The organism is Pseudomonas sp. NPDC086581 (genome assembly GCF_044746165.1).
Lineage (GTDB): Bacteria > Pseudomonadota > Gammaproteobacteria > Pseudomonadales > Pseudomonadaceae > Pseudomonas.
Window position 1 is genome coordinate 152,944 of sequence record NZ_JBIVBR010000010.1, and the last position, 14,134, is coordinate 167,077.

14 protein-coding genes are annotated in these 14,134 nt (G+C 64.4%); 6 read left to right on the forward strand and 8 right to left on the reverse strand.

Annotated elements, in window-relative coordinates; genetic code table 11:
• Window positions 1–11: 11 nt before the first annotated feature.
• Window positions 12–560, reverse strand: a complete 549-nt coding sequence (locus ACIPK7_RS20660; RefSeq protein WP_401089882.1) for a DUF6160 family protein — start codon at window positions 558–560, stop codon at window positions 12–14.
• 266 nt (window positions 561–826) lie between these two features.
• Between ACIPK7_RS20660 and ACIPK7_RS20665 the strand changes: the two genes are divergently transcribed.
• Both ACIPK7_RS20665 and ACIPK7_RS20670 read left to right on the forward strand, forming a co-directional pair.
• The gene (locus ACIPK7_RS20665; protein ID WP_045215561.1) at window positions 827–1,321 is read left to right on the forward strand and encodes a DUF523 domain-containing protein; all 495 of its coding nucleotides are present in this window, start codon (window positions 827–829) and stop codon (window positions 1,319–1,321) included.
• 143 nt (window positions 1,322–1,464) lie between these two features.
• Window positions 1,465–1,896 carry a DUF4399 domain-containing protein gene (locus ACIPK7_RS20670; RefSeq protein WP_192433234.1) on the forward strand — a complete coding sequence of 144 codons (432 nt, stop codon included), beginning with the start codon at window positions 1,465–1,467 and terminating at the stop codon, window positions 1,894–1,896.
• A gap of 247 nt (window positions 1,897–2,143) precedes the next feature.
• Here the strand turns inward: ACIPK7_RS20670 and serA are convergent, their stop codons facing one another.
• Window positions 2,144–3,373, reverse strand: coding sequence for a phosphoglycerate dehydrogenase (serA, locus tag ACIPK7_RS20675; protein WP_045215566.1), 1,230 nt, complete (start codon window positions 3,371–3,373; stop codon window positions 2,144–2,146).
• A 190-nt stretch (window positions 3,374–3,563) separates the two neighbouring features.
• Between serA and ACIPK7_RS20680 the strand changes: the two genes are divergently transcribed.
• From ACIPK7_RS20680 to ACIPK7_RS20695, 4 genes are all read left to right on the forward strand, one after another.
• Window positions 3,564–4,958 (forward strand): FAD-binding oxidoreductase, encoded by a 1,395-nt coding sequence (locus ACIPK7_RS20680; protein ID WP_138213750.1) that lies wholly within the window; start codon window positions 3,564–3,566, stop codon window positions 4,956–4,958.
• Window positions 4,959–5,118: 160 nt separating this feature from the next.
• Window positions 5,119–5,784: a fumarylacetoacetate hydrolase family protein gene (locus ACIPK7_RS20685; RefSeq protein WP_401089885.1), complete on the forward strand. Its 666-nt coding sequence runs from the start codon at window positions 5,119–5,121 to the stop codon at window positions 5,782–5,784.
• An 84-nt stretch (window positions 5,785–5,868) separates the two neighbouring features.
• Window positions 5,869–6,786: an SdiA-regulated domain-containing protein gene (locus ACIPK7_RS20690; protein ID WP_081515256.1), complete on the forward strand. Its 918-nt coding sequence runs from the start codon at window positions 5,869–5,871 to the stop codon at window positions 6,784–6,786.
• Between the two features lie 118 nt (window positions 6,787–6,904).
• Complete coding sequence (locus ACIPK7_RS20695) at window positions 6,905–7,282, forward strand: NirD/YgiW/YdeI family stress tolerance protein (protein ID WP_401089887.1); 378 nt, start codon at window positions 6,905–6,907, stop codon at window positions 7,280–7,282.
• 75 nt (window positions 7,283–7,357) lie between these two features.
• On the opposite strand, the gene ACIPK7_RS20700 is transcribed toward ACIPK7_RS20695, so the two are convergent.
• From ACIPK7_RS20700 to ACIPK7_RS20725, 6 genes are all read right to left on the reverse strand, one after another.
• Window positions 7,358–8,389, reverse strand: coding sequence for a histone deacetylase family protein (locus ACIPK7_RS20700; protein WP_017520827.1), 1,032 nt, complete (start codon window positions 8,387–8,389; stop codon window positions 7,358–7,360).
• Between the two features lie 54 nt (window positions 8,390–8,443).
• The gene (locus ACIPK7_RS20705; RefSeq protein ID WP_151188680.1) at window positions 8,444–9,841 is read right to left on the reverse strand and encodes an APC family permease; all 1,398 of its coding nucleotides are present in this window, start codon (window positions 9,839–9,841) and stop codon (window positions 8,444–8,446) included.
• 387 nt (window positions 9,842–10,228) lie between these two features.
• Complete coding sequence (locus ACIPK7_RS20710) at window positions 10,229–11,278, reverse strand: extracellular solute-binding protein (protein ID WP_253447674.1); 1,050 nt, start codon at window positions 11,276–11,278, stop codon at window positions 10,229–10,231.
• 43 nt (window positions 11,279–11,321) lie between these two features.
• On the reverse strand, window positions 11,322–12,110 hold the full coding sequence (locus ACIPK7_RS20715; protein ID WP_017520830.1) for an ABC transporter permease: 789 nt from the start codon (window positions 12,108–12,110) through the stop codon (window positions 11,322–11,324).
• A complete protein-coding gene (locus tag ACIPK7_RS20720) occupies window positions 12,107–13,021 on the reverse strand; it encodes an ABC transporter permease (RefSeq protein ID WP_401089890.1) in 915 nt (304 codons plus the stop codon). Before ACIPK7_RS20720 ends, ACIPK7_RS20715 begins: the two co-directional genes overlap by 4 nt.
• Window positions 13,018–14,067, reverse strand: a complete 1,050-nt coding sequence (locus ACIPK7_RS20725; RefSeq protein WP_192433224.1) for an ABC transporter ATP-binding protein — start codon at window positions 14,065–14,067, stop codon at window positions 13,018–13,020. Before ACIPK7_RS20725 ends, ACIPK7_RS20720 begins: the two co-directional genes overlap by 4 nt.
• Window positions 14,068–14,134: the final 67 nt, after the last annotated feature.

Here is a 14,134-nt window from a genome sequence, read left to right on the forward strand (position 1 = left end):
CGCCGAAGGCGTCAGTGGCCCCAGATCTTCAGGGTACCGCTGATGTCCTGGATGTCGCGCACTTCGATGCTCCCCAGCTTGCCGCCACCCACATAGAGATCGCCGGCCACGCGCAAACGGATGGTCTGCGACGGCAGCCCGCTGGCATTGAGCTGCTGGTTGATGGTGGTCAGGTCGGGCAGGGTCAGCGCCAGTTGCTGCTGCCCGCCAGTGCCCTGCACCACGTCCACCTGCAGGGTCGGTTGCTCAATGCCGAAGATCGGTAGGCTCAGGCCCAACTGCGCGGGCCCGTAGGGCAGGCTGCCGCCACGCCCGTCGGGGCAATCGCCGGCACCCACGCATCCGTTGTCGATGAACACGTTGCGCAGCGAGACGCTGCCGCCGTCGTCTTTCCACGCCACGCTGTCCATGTGCGCGAGCACGTCGGCGCGGATGCTGATGCCGTCCTGGCCGGTGACGGCGCCCAGGTGCTCGTTGTCCAGCGCCCGGAGTTCGGCGAAGGCCAGCGGCAGGTAGGAGAGCGCGGCGAAGGTGGCGGTGCAGAGCAAGAGACGCGGCATGACGGAGGCTCCATGGCGATTGGCCGATGCGCGAGTCTGGGTGGCGGCCTGCCTGGCAGCCAGTGCCGGATAGCTGTTCCCGTCGAAGGTTGTGCTTGGCTCGGGTCTGAGCGTGCGCCGACGACCGGTGCTCCGCTCAAGGACCCGACTTTCGGCGGGTCGGAAACCTGTTGCGACAGACGCTCCGATGAAAGTTGCGTTACCTGGCGTGACCGGCAAACGGCGAGCGGCTAGTCTGTCCCCTTCCAAAAGGGAGTGATTCGCCTATGCAGAAGGTTCTCGTCAGCCGCTGCCTGCTTGGCCATCGCGTCCGCTACGACGGCGGCGCGCACGGGCCGTTCGACCTGCTGTCACGCTGGCTCGACCAGGGGCGGGTGGTCGCGTTGTGCCCGGAAGTCGCCGGCGGCTTGCCGACGCCTCGCGCCCCGGCGGAGATCCCCGGCGGTCAGGGCATGGCGGTGCTGGAGCGCGCCCGCCCGGTGATGACGGTGGAGGGCGAGGACGTCAGCGATGCCTTCCTGCTCGGTGCCGAAGAGGCCATGGCGCTGGTGCGCCGCCACGACATCCGTCTGGCGGTGCTCAAGGCGCGCAGCCCTTCCTGTGGCAACCGCGAGAACTACGACGGCAGCTTCAGCGGCCAGAAGGTTGCTGGCGAAGGCGTTACCGCCGCCGCGCTCAAGCGCATGGGCGTGTTGGTGTTCAGCGAGGAAGAACTGGACGCCGCCGCCGTCTGCCTGGCCGGGCTGGAAGCCGGAGGCTAGAGCGCTTTCCGACACTCGAAGACGCACTATTTTCCTTGAGCCTGCCGCCCTGGCGCCTATGCTTGTGCGTTCCATGCGTAAAGGCGCGGGCCGGCTTGAGCGGATCCTTCGCCTTTTCGATTTCCACGTAGAAGGAGAAGAACATGAGAACCCTGCTGCCTTGCCTCGGTCTTGCCGCGCTGCTTGCCGGTACTTCCGCCATCGCCGCGGAAATCCCGCGCACCCCGGCCCCGGAAGGCGCCAAGGTGTACTTCATCGAGCCGGCCGACGGTGCCACGGTGGACAAGACCTTCACCGTCAAATTCGGCCTCAAGGGCATGGGCGTCGCGCCGGCGGGCGTGGATTCGCCGGCCACCGGGCACCACCACCTGCTGATCGACCTCAAGGAGCAGCCGGCGATGAACATGCCGCTGCCGATGACCGACCAGATCAAGCACTTCGGCAAGGGCCAGACCGAGACCCAGGTGACCCTGCCGCCGGGCAAGCACACCCTGCAGCTGCTGGTGGGCGACAAGAACCACGTGCCGTTCGACCCGCCGGTGGAGTCGCAGCAGATCACCATCAATGTGAAGTGACGATTGGCTTGGGCGTGGGGGCTTGCCCTCACCCTAACCCTCTCCCGGAGGGAGAGGGGACTGTCCTGAGTGTGCTGATGTTCTGGTGTTCGCCGGCTGACGCCGAGACTGCCCCGGAAATCCGAGCGGCTCCCTCTCCCTCTGGGAGAGGGCTGGGGTGAGGGGCTTTGGCCCTGGATCGAGTTGCTGGGAGACAGAAACGAAAAAAGGAGGCCAAGGCCTCCTTTTTTCTTGTCACCGGCAGCGCTTAGAACAGGACGCGGCTGCGGATGGTGCCGTTCACGTGCTGCAGCTTCTCCAGCGCCAGGTCCGAGTACTCGGCGTCGACGTCGATCACCACGTAGCCGACCTTGTCGTTGGTCTGCAGGTACTGGCCGGAGATGTTGATGCCGTTGTCGGCGAACACCTTGTTGATCTCGCTCATCACACCCGGGATGTTCTCGTGGATGTGCAGCAGGCGATGCTTGCCCGGGTGCGACGGCAGGGCCACTTCCGGGAAGTTGACGGAAGAAACCGAGGTGCCGTTGTCGCTGTACTTGACCAGCTTCTCGGCCACTTCCAGGCCGATGTTGGCCTGGGCTTCGGCGGTGGAGCCGCCGATGTGCGGGGTCAGGATCACGCGATCCAGGCCGCGCAGCGGGCTTTCGAACTCGTCGTCGTTGGACTTGGGCTCGACCGGGAACACGTCGATGGCAGCGCCGATCAGGTGCTCGTCCTTGATCGCGGCGGCCAGGTGGTCCAGCTCGACCACGGTGCCACGGGCGGCGTTGATCAGGATGCCGCCTTTCTTGATGGCGCGGATTTCCTTCTCGCCGATCATCCACTGGGTGGACGGCAGTTCCGGCACGTGCAGCGAGACGATGTCGGACATGCCGAGCAGCTCGTGCAGGTTGCCGACCTGCTGGGCGTTACCCAGCGGCAGCTTGGTCACGGTGTCGTAGAAGAACACCTGCATGCCCAGTGCTTCGGCCAGGACCGAGAGCTGGGTGCCGATCGAGCCGTAGCCGACGATGCCCAGCTTCTTGCCGCGGATCTCGAAGGAGTTGGCAGCGGACTTGATCCAGCCGCCGCGGTGGCAGGAGGCGTTCTTCTCCGGAATGCCGCGCAGCAGCAGGATGGCCTCGGCCAGCACCAGTTCGGCAACCGAACGGGTGTTGGAGTAGGGCGCATTGAACACGGCGATGCCGCGCTCGCGGGCCGCGTTCAGGTCGACCTGGTTGGTGCCGATGCAGAAGCAGCCGACGGCGATCAGCTTCTTGGCAGCGTCGAAGACTTCTTCGGTCAGCTGGGTGCGGGAGCGGATACCGATGAAGTGGGCATCGGCAATCTTTTCCTTCAGCTCGTCACCGGACAGTGCGGTCTTGAGGTACTCGATGTTGGAGTAGCCGGCCGCCTTGAGGGTGTCGACGGCGTTCTGGTGCACGCCTTCAAGGAGAAGGAATTTGATCTTGCTCTTGTCGAGAGAAGTCTTGCTCATCTGCTTTGAACCTGTAGTCCCGGGATGTGGCGAGAAATTGAACAGCTCAGGCCGGACCGGCCGGTGCCAAGCTTGGCGCCAGGTGGCGATCTGCGTGGGGTGCGTATGCTAGCATGTTCTCCCTTTTCCTTGCCCGGTTGCGACCTGAGCTGTTCTCAGGACGACCATGAACCATTTGAGAGTTCCTCCAATGACCCGCGACGCCCTGATCGAATCGCTCAAGCCCCTGCTGGATGCTGGGAAGCTGCTGACAGACGCCGATTCCCTCGAGACCTATGGCAAGGACTGGACCAAGCATTTCGCCCCGGCGCCTCTGGCGATCGCCTTCCCCAAGAGCACCGAGCAGGTCCAGGCCATCGTCCGCTGGGCCAATGAACACAAGGTCGCGCTGGTTCCCTCGGGTGGCCGTACCGGTCTCTCCGCCGCCGCTGTCGCCGCCAATGGCGAAGTGGTCGTGGCCTTCGACTACATGAACAAGGTGCTGGAATTCAACGAATTCGACCGCACCGTGGTCTGCCAGCCGGGCGTGATCACCAAGCAGCTGCAGACCTTCGCCGAAGAGCACGGCCTGTATTACCCGGTGGACTTCGCGTCGTCGGGTTCCAGCCAGATTGGCGGCAACATCGGCACCAATGCCGGCGGTATCAAGGTCATTCGCTACGGTATGACCCGCAACTGGGTGGCCGGCATGAAGGTCGTCACCGGCAAGGGCGACCTGCTCGAACTGAACAAGGACCTGATCAAGAACGCCACCGGCTATGACCTGCGCCAGCTGTTCATCGGCGCCGAAGGCACCCTGGGCTTCGTGGTCGAGGCCACCATGCGCCTGGAGCGCCAGCCGAAGAACCTCACCGCGATGGTCCTCGGCACCCCGGACTTCGACTCGATCATGCCGGTGCTGCACGCCTTCCAGAACAAGCTGGACCTGACCGCCTTCGAGTTCTTCTCCGACAAGGCCCTGGCCAAGATCATGGCCCGTGGCGACGTGCCGCCGGCCTTCGAGACCGACTGCCCGTTCTATGCGCTGCTGGAATTCGAGGCGAGCACCGAGGAAGTGGCCAACGAGGCGCTGGCCACTTTCGAACATTGTGTAGAGCAGGGCTGGGTCCTCGACGGCGTGATGAGCCAGAGCGAACAGCAGCTGCAGAACCTGTGGAAGCTGCGCGAGTACATCTCCGAGACCATCTCCCACTGGACGCCCTACAAGAACGACATCTCCGTCACCGTCGGCAAGGTCCCGGCCTTCCTCAAGGACATCGACGATATCGTCGCGGCCAACTACCCCGACTTCGAAGTCGTCTGGTTCGGCCACATCGGCGACGGCAACCTGCACCTGAATATCCTCAAGCCCGAGAACCTGACCAAGGACGAGTTCTTCGCCAAGTGCGCGACCGTCAACAAGTGGGTCTTCGAGACCGTGCAGAAGTACAACGGCTCCATCTCGGCCGAGCACGGCGTGGGCATGACCAAGCGCGATTACCTGGGTTACTCTCGCTCCGAGGCTGAAATCGGCTACATGAAGGCGGTCAAGGCGGTGTTCGACCCGAACGGGATCATGAACCCCGGCAAGATCTTCGCCGAATAAGCTGCTGTATCCAGAAGGGCCGGTTCTTTGGATAGAGGGGCCGGCCCTTCGCACGTCAGCGTCACGGGAAGTGGCGCGTACGCCGGCAGGACGCGGGCAACCGTGCGGGATCACGAGCCCCGCGCGGATCATCTCTTCCATGCGTTGTCAGGAGTCGGTCATGAGTTACCAGCACCAGTACGTCGATGGCACCCCGATCCATTTCACCCTGGGCAAGGTGGTCTGCGTCGGCCGCAACTACGCGGAGCACGCCAAGGAGCTGAACAACCCGGTACCGACCGAGCCGCTGCTGTTCATCAAGCCCGGCTCCTGCACCGTGTCGCAGGCCGGCGGCTTTGCCATCCCGGAGGATAGTGGCTCGGTGCACTACGAGGCGGAAATCGCCGTGCTGATCGGCAAGCCGCTGTCGCGCAAGCCGAGCACCGAGGAAGTGCTGGATGCCATCTCCGGCTACGCCCCGGCGCTGGACCTGACCCTGCGTGACGTACAGGCCAAGCTGAAGGAAAAGGGCCTGCCCTGGGAGCTGGCCAAGTCCTTCGACGGCGCCTTCGTGCTGGCGCCCTTCGTCAGCGCCGACCACTTCCCGGACCCGACCGACATCGGCATCCGCCTGGTGATCGACGGCGAGGTCCGCCAGGACGGCAACAGCCGCGACATGCTCAACCCCATCGTGCCGCTGATCCAGCACATCTGCGGGCACTTCTCGCTGCAGCCGGGCGACGTGGTCTCCACCGGCACCCCGGTCGGCGTCGGCCCGCTCACGAGCGGCAGTGAGGTGGTGCTGGAACTTCCCGGTGCCAGCCGATTCGAAAGCCGCGTGCTTTAACCCCGTTGTCCCGCCGAAGGCCGCCGTTTGTGCGGCCTTCGCTTGTTGCGGGGCACCTTGCCGTGCTGACCAACAAGAGTCGTCATGACCATGTCCATCCTTCGTCCCCGCTGGCTGCTGCTGGCCCTGCTGTTCCTCCTCGTGGTGCTCGGCTACCTGACCTCCCGCTTCCACTGGGATGACCGCGCGCGCCTCTGGCTGCGTGAACAGGACACCAGCGCCCAGGCGCGCTCGGAAAGCGTCTGGTTGCCCGGTTACCGGGCGGTGATCCAGGCCAAGCCGCTCAAGGGTGGCCTCGAGGGGCAGGAGACCTCCGACCTGGCCTACAACCCGGTGACCCGCACCCTGTTCACCGTTACCGGCAAGAAGCCGCTGCTGGCCGAGCTGTCGCTTACCGGTGATGTGCTGCGGGTGATCCCGCTGCTGGGCATGTCGAACCCCGAGGGCGTTGCGGTACTGGAGAACGGCAATGTTGCCGTGACCGACGAACGCCAGAACTCCCTGACCATCTTCCATGTCGACCCGCAGACCCGCGAACTGAGCACCGCGAAGCTGTCCAGCTTCGACCTCGGTCCGCGCGGCAAGAAGAACAAGGGTATCGAGGGAATCGCCTGGGACCCTCGCCAGCATCGACTGGTGCTGGGCCAGGAGCGTGATCCGCTGGCGCTGTTCAGCCTGCCCAGCGACGGTGGGGCCAGCCTGAGCGGTGCGCTGCAGCCCCTGCCCAGCGACCTGCTGATGACCAACGTGTCGGCGCTGAGCATTGACCCGCGCACCGGCCATACCCTGGTGCTGTCGGCGGAGTCGCACCTGCTGCTGGAACTGGACGAGAAGGGCGAGCCGATCAGCTTCATCAGTCTGCTCGGCGGGCTCAATGGCCTGGACGACCGCATCCCGCGCGCCGAGGGCGTGGCCATCGACGAGCAGGGCACCATTTACATGGTGAGCGAGCCGGACCTGTTCTACGTGTTCAAGCGCGAGGCGACCGTCAAAACAGATTGATCCAGAGCGGGGGAGTGCGGGTCGGATGGCTTTAAGGTTGGGTTAAGTCCGGATTCAGGCTGGTTTCAGCCACCGGTTCTAAGCTGAACCCATCGAAAACGCCCCAGGAGGCTCATCCATGAAACTTCGTCATCTCCCCCTGATCGCTGCCGCTGGCCTGTTCTCCACCATGACCCTGGCCGCCGGCTACACCGGCCCGGGCAGCGATGCCAAGCCCGCTGCCGCCGCCGCGCAGATCACCACGGTCAAGCAGGCACAGTCCGCCGCCGACGACACCCCGGTGGTGCTGGAGGGCGTGATCACCAAGCGCATCGGCGGTGAACACTACGAGTTCAAGGACGCCACCGGCAGCATCCAGGTCGAGATCGACCACGACGACTGGCCCGCCGGTGCCTCGGTCTCCGAGAACACCAAGGTGCGCCTGACTGGCGAGGTCGACCATCACAAGCTGAAGGCCACCGACATCGATGTGGATCGCGTGGAAGTTCTCCAGTAATCCAGCTCCAACGAAAAAGCCGCGCCGGGAATCCCGGTGCGGCTTTCTTGTTTTCAGCGTTCCGCCGGAGCGGCGTCAACCGATGCTTTCGAAGCCCTGCAGCACGTTGATCGCGTTGATGCCGATCTCTTCCACCGCGTAACCGCCTTCCATCACGAACAGGGTCGGCAGGCCCAGCTTGCCGATGGCTTCGCCCATACGCAGGTAGTCCGGGCTGTCCAGCTTGAACTGGGAGATCGGGTCTTCCTTGTAGGTATCCACGCCCAGCGACACGATCAGCACGTCCGGCTTGTACGCCGAGATCTGCCGGATCGCCGCCTGCAGCGCCAGGCTCCACACCGACCAGTCGCTGCCCGAGGCCAGCGGATAGTTGAAGTTGAAGCCTTCGCCGACGCCCTGGCCCTTTTCGTCGGCGTAGCCGAGGAAGTAGGGGTACTCGAAGCGCGGGTCGCCGTGGATCGAGGTGAACAGCACGTCGGCGCGGTCGTAGAAGATGTCCTGGGTACCGTTGCCGTGGTGGTAGTCGACGTCGAGGATGGCCACGCGGTTGGCGCCCTGGTCGAGGATCGACTGGGCGGCGATGGCCGCATTGTTGAAGAAGCAGTAGCCGCCCATGAAGTCCGCCGAGGCGTGGTGACCCGGCGGGCGGCACAGCGAGAACACCGAGCGCGCGCCCTTGGCCAGTTCGGCCTGGCCGGTCATCGCCACGTTCACCGAGCTGAGCACCGCCTGCCAGGTGCCGGCGGTGATCGGCGCGCCGGCGTCCAGGCTGTAGTAACCCAGCCGGCCGTCGATGCTGTCCGGTTCCTTCTGCCGCAGGCGGCGGGTAGGCCAGCAGATCGGCAGCATGTCGTGGGTCCGGCCGGTGGCCAGCCAGTCACGCCAGGCGTGCTGCAAGAACCGCACGAAGCCTTCGCTGTGCACCCTCAGGATGGGTTCCAGGCCGAAGTCACGCGGGGCCTGGATGTCGCCCAGTTTCACCGCCTTGGCCCGGTCCAGCACCATGTCGGCGCGGCTGGGCTTTTCGAAGCAGGGGGTGAACTGGCCGCCGATCAGCTCGTGCTGACCGTGGTGCAAGCGATGGTCGTCGGTATAGATCGTCAACATCACGCGCTCCTGAGGGCGCCTCCGGGCGCCCGTTGGGTTCTAGTAGCTCTGCCGTCAGGCGTTTTCCTCGAAATTCACACTCGGTGCCTTGCGACGGAAGCCGCCGGTATGCACCGCCAGGTAAGCGAAGCCGACTGCGAACCAGCTCAGGCCGACGACCAGCGTCAGCTGCGAGAGGCTGGTCCACAGCCACAGGGTCAGGCACAGGCCGATGAACGGAATCGCTCCGTACAGCAGGACGTTCTTCGCGCCGCGGCGGCGCTCGACGCCCAGGTAGGTGCGGATCACCGCCAGGTTGACCACGGAGAAGGCCACCAGCGCGCCGAAGCTGATCATCGAGGCGAGGGTGGTCAGGTCCAGCACGACCGCCAGCAGGGACACGGCGGAGACCACCAGGATCGCCACGACCGGGGTCTGGAAGCGCGCGTGCAGGACACCGAACAGGCTGCGCGGCAGGATGCCGTCACGGCCCATGGTGAAGATGATGCGCGACACCGAAGCCTGGGATGCCAGCGCCGAGCCGATGCAGCCGGCGATGTAGGCGGAGGTGAAGAAGTTGCCGAGGAACTGGCCACCGGCCTTGAGCATCACTTCGTTGGCCGCCGAGTCGGCGTTCTGGAACACGCTGCCGGGGAATACCAGCTGGCTGATGATTGCCAGCAGGGTGAACATCAGGCCGGCGATGACGGTGGTGATGATGATCGCGCGGGGGATGTCGCGGCGCGCGTCGCGGGTTTCCTCGGCCATGGTCGAGACCGCGTCGAAGCCCAGGAACGACAGGCACAGCACGGCGGCGCCGGCCATCAGCGGGGCGAAGCCGGGCTGGGTGCCGTCACCGATGAAGGGCAGGGAGAAGTCGATCGCGGCGCCGCCGGCCAGGCTCTTGATCGACATGACCACGAACACCACGATGAACACCAGCTGCGCGCCGACGATGACGTTGCTCATGCCGGCGACCTGGCTGATGCCGACCACGTTGAGCACGGTGACCAGGGCGATGGAGGCGACCACGAACATCCACGCCGGGATTTCCGGGAAGGCGATGTTCATGAACAGGCCGATGAGCAGGTAGTTGATCATCGGCAGGAACAGGTAGTCGAGCAGCAGCGACCAGCCGGACAGGAAGCCGACCACCGGGCCGAAGCTCAGGCTGGTGTAAGAGTACGCGGAGCCGGAAATCGGGTACTTGCGCACCATGAAGCTGTAGGACGCTGCGGTGAACAGCATCGCCAGCAGGGTGATCAGGTAGGCGGTGGCGGTACGGCCGCCGGTCATTTCGGTGACCACGCCGTAGGTGGTGAACATGGTCAGCGGGACCATGTAGACCAGGCCGAAGAAGACCAGGGCGGGCAGGCCCAGGACGCGTTTCAGGCGGGCGTCGGCGTTGGCCGGGGTGCCCTGTTGGGTGCTCTGTGGAGTGCGTGTGGTGCTGGCGCTGTGTTGGCTGGCCATGGGGATTCCTCGCGATTTTTATGTGATCTTGCGGGCGGGCGGCGTTCGGTGGCCGTCCTGATGTCGTCGACTACGGCTCAGCCGCAGCGCTGACGACGCGCGAGGAATGAGGGTGTTTGCTGCAGGGTGACGCAAAAGCTGGTCATGGGCGTTCTCGGGGCATTTGTTCTTGTGGATAACGCGCTCGCGTTCCCTCGGGAAATCCTTGCGCCATCTGTGATGGGGCAAGGGCTGGCCGCCTTTCCAGCCGCTCCCTGCGCGAGCCGCCCGACTCTAGCAACCGAGGGTGCCGGGCAGAACCCTGCAAAGGGTCAAAAAGGGATCGAAATGGCCAAATTGGCTGTCAGAGCCACCCGGCGCGCACCGCCGCGCCGGGTGACCTGCGGGTCATTTCTTCAGCTTGGTCCAGACCTTGGAGCGCAGTTGCAGTGCCTTGGGCGAGCACAGCTTGAAGGGCTTCAGGCGATCCAGCTTGTCCGCCGGGGTGTTGATCGCCGGGTCGTCGAACAGCTCCTTGTCCATGAACTTGTCAGAGCCTTCGATCGCGTTGTTGTACTTGGCGAAGTTGGAGGCCAGGGCGATGTTCTCAGGCTGCATCATCCAGTTCAGGAAGGCGTGGGCCTCCTTGATGTTGGTGGCGTCCTTGGGAATGGTCAGGTTGTCGATGAACAGGCGCACGCCTTCCTTGGGATAGACGTAGACCAGGCTGGCGCGTTGGGCGTGGGCGCGGTGGAAGGCGCCGTTCCATTGCTGGTGCATGGAAACTTCGCCGGCGGCCATGCGTTCGATGGTGCCGTCGCTGTTGTACATGGCCAGCATCGGTTTCTGCTTGAGCAGCAGGTCCTGGATCTTCGCCGCCTCTTTCGGGTCCTCGGTGCACTCGTCGATACCCAGGTAGTAGGACGCCGGGGCGTACAGCTCCTCGATGGAGTTGAGTGCCACCACCTTGCCTTTCAGCTCGGCCGGCGGTTCGAAGAACGGCTTCCAGCTCTCATCCAGCTTGCCGCCGGGCACCTTGGCGCTGTCGTAGCTGTAGCCGGTGGTGCCCCACAGGTAGGGCACGGAGTAGTCGTGGCCCGGGTCGTAGGTCAGGGTCTTGAACTTGTCTTTCAGGTTCGCCAGGTTCGGCAGCTGCGACTTGTCGAGCTTCTGCAGCAGGCCTTCCTTGACGAAGATCTCGATGAAACTGTCCGACGGCACGACCACGTCGTAGGCGCCGCCGCCGGCCTTCAGCTTGGCCAGCAGGGTTTCGTTGCTGTCGTAGGAGTCCAGGGTGGCGTGGATGCCGGTGTCCTTTTCGAACTTCTTCAGCAGTTCCGGCGGGAAGTAGTCGGACCAGTTGGCGAAGTGCAGGGTACCGTCGGCGTGGGCGCTGCCGGCCAGCAGCAAGCTGGCGGCGACGAGCGCGCGGGCGATGGGGGTACGGCGGAATTTCATCGGTGAAGCTCCTTGCAATGTTGTTTTGATTGGCGGCAGGAGGTCAGCGGCGACGCTGGCCGACGTAGTACGACAACGCAACGAACGCGATGGAAATCAACAGTATTATTGAAGATATGGCGTTGATCTTCGGGGAAATCCCCATGCGGATGGAGCTGAAGATGTACACCGGCAGGGTGGTGGCCCCGGCGCCAGCGACGAAGTAGGTGATGACGAAGTCGTCCATCGAGATGATGAACGCCAGCATCGCACCGGACACTATCCCCGGCGTCAGCAGGGGGAAGGTCACCTTCCAGAAGGTCTTCCACGGCGACGCATAGAGGTCCGCCGCCGCTTCCGCCAGCCGCGGGTCCATGCCTTCGAGACGGGCGCGGATCGGCAGGTAGGCGAAGGGAATGCAGAACACGATGTGCGCCAGCAGGATGGTGAACAGCGACAGCTTCAGGCCGATGAAGGCGAAGAACATCAGGGTTGCCACGGCGGTGACAATCTCCGGCACCAGCAGCGGCAGGCCCAGTACGCCACTCATCAGCGTCTGTCCACGGAACGAGCGACCGCGCATGCCCAGTGCGGCGAGCGTGGCCAGGGTGGTGGCGACGACAGTGGCGAGGGTCGCGACGATCAGCGAGTTCTTCGCCGCGCGAAGGATCTCCGGGTCGTCCGCCACCACCGAGTACCACTTCAGGCTGAAGCTTTCCCACAGCGTCGCCGACTGGCCGCTGTTGAAGCTCAGCACCACCAGCACGAAGATCGGGATGTAGAGGAAGGCGAAGAACAGCCACGCGGCGGGCCGGACCCCGGTGAACTTCCACAGCGGGTTGGCCGACTTCATGGATGACCTCCCGACGCGCCCTGCTTGAACCGCATGCTGTAGATCATCATCGCCAGCAGCACGAAGGCCAGCAGGGCGAAGGACAGCGCCGCGCCGAACGGCCAGTTGTGCGCCGTGCCGAACTGCAGCTGGATCAGGTTGCCGATCATCAGCGACTTACCGCCCCCGAGCAGCTCGGGAATGATGTAGCTGCCCAGCGAAGGGATGAACACCAGGATGCAGCCGGCGACGATGCCGGGCATGGCCAGCGGGATGATGATCCGCTTGAGGGCCTTCCAGCGGTTGGCGCCCAGGTCGAAGGCCGCTTCCACCAGACGCCAGTCCATCTTCTCCAGGCTGGTGTAGATGGGCAGGACCATGAACGGCAGGTAGGTGTAGAGCAGGCCGATGATCACCGCGTTATCGGTGTAGAGGATGCCCAGGGAGGCGTCCGAGAAGCCCAGCCCGTGCAGGCCCTCATCGATCAGCCCGCCGTTGCGCAGCAGCAGCATCCAGGCGTAGACCCGCACCAGCAGGTTGGTCCAGAACGGCACCGTGACCAGGAACAGCAGCAGGTTGCGCCGGCGTTCGTCCTGCAGCGCCAGGTACAGCGCGGTGGGGAAGCCGATCAGCACGCAGCCCAGGGTGGTCAGGATCGACAGCCAGAACGAGCGCTGGAAGATGCCCAGGTAGTCGGCGTTGAACGCCAGGCTGTCGTCCAGGTCGCGTTCCCAGAGGAAATTGATGTAGGCCTCGACGGTATGCTGGCCCCATTTCACGCCGCCGTAGTCCCCCGGTGCCTGGATCGACACGGCGAACATGATGCCCAGCGGCAGGACGAGGAACACCACCAGCATGATCATCGCCGGGCTGGTCAGGGCCAGGCGATTGAACAGCGACTTTCGTTCCGCTTGTGCGCGCAGTGTACTCATTCGGCCAGCACCCGGATGGCGGTGGCGGGAATGCGGACCCGCACCCGTGCGCCGGGCGCGTGGGTGGAAAGGGCGCCGTCGCGGTTCTGCTGACGGACCCGGAAGCCGCCCTGACCGGCGACATTGAGGTGGTACACGGTGTCGGTGCCGACGTAGACGATGTTCTCCACCACGCCTTCGAGCTGGCCATCCTGCGCAAGCTCGGTGCGCTCCGGGCGGATCGCCAGGGTCACCTTGCCGGGCAGGGTGGTGGCGGCCGGCAGCAGCTGGCCGTCAGCCAGGCGCACGCTGTCGCCGCTGGATTCGCCCTCGAGGAAGTTGGTTTCGCCGATGAAGTCGGCCACCAGTCGGTTGACCGGTGCCTCGTAGATTTCGGTGGGCGTGCCGATCTGCATGACCTTGCCGCGGCTCATCACCGCGATGCGGTCGGACATGGTCAGCGCTTCTTCCTGGTCATGGGTGACGAAGATGAAGGTGATGCCGGTTTCGTGCTGCAGGCGCTTGAGCTCGATCTGCATTTCCTTGCGCAGCTTGAGGTCCAGCGCGGACAGCGATTCGTCGAGCAGCAGTACCTTGGGCCGGCTGGCCAGAGCTCGGGCCAGGGCGATGCGCTGTTGCTGGCCGCCGGAGAGCTGGTCGGCGCGGCGCTTGCCGACATCCGGCAGGCGCACGAGGTCGAGCATCTTCTGCACCGTGGCGTCGATGTCGCTGCGTTGCTTGCCCTGCATTTCCAGGCCGAAGGCAATGTTCTCGGCCACGGTCATGTGGGGGAACAGGGCGTAGCTCTGGAAGACGGTATTGACCGGGCGCTTGAAGGGGGGAAGGCCTTCCATCGCATCGCCGTAAAGGCGAATGCTGCCGGAGGAGGGTTGTTCGAAGCCGGCGATCAGTCGCAGCAAGGTGGTCTTGCCGCATCCCGATGGGCCGAGGAGGGTGAAGAATTCGTTGGCGCGGATTTCCAGTGACACATCGTCCAAGGCCTTGAGGCCTTGTCCGGGTGTACCGAACTCCATGCATATCCGCTCGATGGTGATCGCGCTGGTCATGCTGGTACCATGCAGTTAAGCAGTTGTTATTGTTGAGGTTTTACGGTTTCTAGGACCGTTTCACCTA

Coding starts and splice junctions, on each gene's coding strand:
- ACIPK7_RS20660 (WP_401089882.1), bottom strand. CDS start 560: ATGCCGCGTCTCTTGCTCTGCACCGCCACCTTCGCCGCGCTCTCCTAC.
- ACIPK7_RS20665 (WP_045215561.1), top strand. CDS start 827: ATGCAGAAGGTTCTCGTCAGCCGCTGCCTGCTTGGCCATCGCGTCCGC.
- ACIPK7_RS20670 (WP_192433234.1), top strand. CDS start 1,465: ATGAGAACCCTGCTGCCTTGCCTCGGTCTTGCCGCGCTGCTTGCCGGT.
- serA (WP_045215566.1), bottom strand. CDS start 3,373: ATGAGCAAGACTTCTCTCGACAAGAGCAAGATCAAATTCCTTCTCCTT.
- ACIPK7_RS20680 (WP_138213750.1), top strand. CDS start 3,564: ATGACCCGCGACGCCCTGATCGAATCGCTCAAGCCCCTGCTGGATGCT.
- ACIPK7_RS20685 (WP_401089885.1), top strand. CDS start 5,119: ATGAGTTACCAGCACCAGTACGTCGATGGCACCCCGATCCATTTCACC.
- ACIPK7_RS20690 (WP_081515256.1), top strand. CDS start 5,869: ATGACCATGTCCATCCTTCGTCCCCGCTGGCTGCTGCTGGCCCTGCTG.
- ACIPK7_RS20695 (WP_401089887.1), top strand. CDS start 6,905: ATGAAACTTCGTCATCTCCCCCTGATCGCTGCCGCTGGCCTGTTCTCC.
- ACIPK7_RS20700 (WP_017520827.1), bottom strand. CDS start 8,389: ATGTTGACGATCTATACCGACGACCATCGCTTGCACCACGGTCAGCAC.
- ACIPK7_RS20705 (WP_151188680.1), bottom strand. CDS start 9,841: ATGGCCAGCCAACACAGCGCCAGCACCACACGCACTCCACAGAGCACC.
- ACIPK7_RS20710 (WP_253447674.1), bottom strand. CDS start 11,278: ATGAAATTCCGCCGTACCCCCATCGCCCGCGCGCTCGTCGCCGCCAGC.
- ACIPK7_RS20715 (WP_017520830.1), bottom strand. CDS start 12,110: ATGAAGTCGGCCAACCCGCTGTGGAAGTTCACCGGGGTCCGGCCCGCC.
- ACIPK7_RS20720 (WP_401089890.1), bottom strand. CDS start 13,021: ATGAGTACACTGCGCGCACAAGCGGAACGAAAGTCGCTGTTCAATCGC.
- ACIPK7_RS20725 (WP_192433224.1), bottom strand. CDS start 14,067: ATGACCAGCGCGATCACCATCGAGCGGATATGCATGGAGTTCGGTACA.